The organism is Bradyrhizobium sp. STM 3843 (genome assembly GCF_000239815.1).
Lineage (GTDB): Bacteria > Pseudomonadota > Alphaproteobacteria > Rhizobiales > Xanthobacteraceae > Bradyrhizobium.
Genome location: NZ_CAFK01000156.1, coordinates 1 through 1,233 on the forward strand (window position 1 = coordinate 1; position 1,233 = coordinate 1,233).

Sequence of the window (1,233 nt, forward strand, 5' to 3'; positions counted from 1 at the left end):
AGGCCATGGCGGTCTCCATTCAAGGTGACCCAAGATTGAGCCCATCAGTCGCCGTAGCTCAAGGCGATTGTAGGGGTATCGACCGCCGATCACGCCGATATCATAGATTGTTGCGCCCGCCTCAACGCCTGCACAGCCCACTTGTGAGCACCCAGCCGTCCTCAGTCCGCGTCACCGCCACGATATCGAGGTAGAGCTGCTGCGCCTGATCGCTCGTCGAGATGAACGTGACCTCGCACAGGAACGCATTGGTGCCGTGGTCATGGCACTTCGCGCTGAGCACGCGCAGGCCCTTGTCATGCAAGGTGCTACCGGACGTGCCGGCGCGCTCATAGGCCGCCTGAATGATCGCGACATCGGGCGCCGCATCGCACGTCAGCGCAGCCAGCGTACAGATCCATGCCAGGGCCTGCCACATCACCCACCCCTGCCATCAGTTCTGGAAATCAGTTCATCGCTACAGCCGCCATCGCCTGACGCGCCGTCGTTTCACTTGCCGTCTTCTCCCGCTCCGCCGTGCTCTTCCGCTCTGTCCGCTTTGTCGTTGCCGCGCGCCGTTAGCTGCCTTGCACAACGTCTCAGCTCATGGCCTCACGCCATGAACGCACAAGCGTCATCAGTCGTGTTGCGAAGAGTGCATCGCAAGCACGAACTACCAAATACACGGAGAATAATAATCTACTAGAAGTGGTATACATAATATTGTACGATCTTGGCGCGCCTGACAAGCCACAACCGAAAATTTTAGGGGGAGGTCATGTCCAGCAGTGCATTCAGCAAGACAATGTTTGTAGTCCCGACCCGCCGCGTCATCGGTGCGGCCGGTATCGTCGCCATCGTGTCCGCAGTCGGCATTGCGTCCACCGCTGCGGACACGTTGCGCGAGCCGCCGATATTCTCCAGCCAGAACGGCGTGCTCGACATCATGATGGTTGCGATCCCGCAACCCATCCCGACCATCGCCTACACGCCGCCGAGCGACAGCACCGTCGTCCATCCGACCGGATGGGTCTATCAGATCTGTCCACGTCCAGCGTCGGGACTAACCTGTTCATCGGGCAGCGCGACCGTCTCGCCCTATGGCGGTGCCCGCCTCGCGCTGCAGCCCGGCGACACGTTGAAGGTCCGCTACGTCAACCGGCTGCCGAAGCTCGACCCAGCCAAGCTGCGCCATGTAACGGACCCTGGAGAGGCCAATCTCTATCTCAATCCGACCAATCTGCACACGCACGG

Annotated in this window: 1 protein-coding gene and 1 pseudogene; one reads left to right on the forward strand and one right to left on the reverse strand. The window is 60.7% G+C overall.

Annotated features, from left to right (window positions below; translation table 11 throughout):
• Window positions 1-121 precede the first annotated feature (121 nt).
• Entirely contained in the window at window positions 122-418 is a 297-nt protein-coding gene (locus BRAS3843_RS17250; protein ID WP_008970250.1) for a hypothetical protein, read from the reverse strand.
• Window positions 419-757: 339 nt separating this feature from the next.
• Here BRAS3843_RS17250 and BRAS3843_RS41565 point away from each other — a divergent pair.
• Window positions 758-1,233 (forward strand): annotated as a pseudogene (locus BRAS3843_RS41565) (hypothetical protein); the annotation flags it as partial.